Source organism: Geobacter argillaceus, assembly GCF_007830735.1.
Lineage (GTDB): Bacteria > Desulfobacterota > Desulfuromonadia > Geobacterales > DSM-12255 > Geomobilibacter > Geomobilibacter argillaceus.
This window is the reverse complement of the sequence record NZ_VLLN01000067.1, coordinates 1-1,319: the sequence shown is the minus strand read 5'-3', so window position 1 is coordinate 1,319 and position 1,319 is coordinate 1. Positions and strand designations below refer to the sequence as shown.

1 protein-coding gene is annotated in these 1,319 nt (G+C 54.1%); it reads left to right on the top strand.

Annotation, left to right across the window (positions count from 1 at the left end; translation table 11 throughout):
* Nucleotides 1–1,273, top strand: a 1,273-nt coding sequence (locus JN12_RS20355) for an IS110 family RNA-guided transposase (protein ID WP_145026387.1), incomplete at its 5' end; no start/stop codon positions are given.
* Nucleotides 1,274–1,319: the final 46 nt, after the last annotated feature.

The window sequence follows — 1,319 nt, the reverse complement described above, 5'->3', positions numbered from 1 at the left end:
TGCCGCCGGTATCGACATCGGCTCAAAAAGCCACTTCGTCGCTGTTCCCGAAGGAGTGGATGAAGAGCCGGTGCGGGAATTTTCCACCTTCACCGACGATCTTGAACGGCTGGCCGAATGGCTTCTTGCCTGCGGCATTACTACGGTCGCCATGGAGTCCACCGGCATTTACTGGATTCCGGTCTTTGAAATTCTCGAGAGCCGTGGGCTCGAGGTCAAGCTGGTTAACGCTCGTCACGTCAAGAATGTCCCCGGGAGAAAGACTGACGTTCTGGATTGCCAGTGGTTGCAGCAGTTGCATACTTATGGCCTGCTCCGTGGCGCCTTCCGTCCGGCCGAACAGGTTTGCGCGCTTCGGGCCTATGTTCGACAGCGGGCGACATTGGTACGAATCTCAGCATCTCACACACAACATATGCAGAAGGCACTTGCCCAGATGAATCTGCAACTGCACAACGTTGTCAGCGACATCACAGGCGTGACCGGCATGCGAATCATCAAGGCCATCCTTGCCGGCGAGCGGAATCCCAACGCACTGGCTACCTTTCGCGACAAACGTTGCAAGAACGACGAGCAAACCATAGCGCGCTCTCTGCATGGCAACTACCGACCAGAGCATCTGTTCAGCCTGCAACAGGCCGTGGAGTTGCATGAGTTCTACCAGACAAAAATCGCCGATTGCGACCGGCAGATATTGGAACAGCTCAAACACTTCGATGCGGCTGAATCAGACCAAAACAGCCCTTCCGGCAAACCACCCGCTAGCCTGGAAGAAGCATTGCTGCGCATATCCGGAGTCGATCTTGCCTGTATCGACGGCATCGACACAACTACAGCCCTCAAGATCATAGCCGAAATCGGCACCGACATGAGCCGCTGGAAATCCGATAAACATTTTGCCTCGTGGCTAGGGCTATGCCCCGGAGCCAAGATTAGTGGCGGCAAGGTGCTCAGCAGCGCTACCAAACGAATTGCCAATCGGGCCGCCATTGCCTTTCGCATGGCAGCCTTTTCTTTGATCAGATCAAAGAGCGCCTTGGGGGGATACATCCGTCGACAGAGAGCACGGCTGGGAGCATCCAAGGCCATAACGGCAACTGCACATAAGCTCGCAAGACTGGTGTACTCCATGCTGAAGAACAGGACGTCGTACGCAGATCTTGGTCAGGATCATTATGAGGAGCGTTACCGCTCACGAGTCGTACAGAATCTGAAACGTAAAGCACAACAACTCGGTTTTGAACTGGTCCCGGTACAGGGTCAAATGGCTTGACATAAAACCCATAAATTCAACCACCTATGGTTAAGTTACTCAGAAG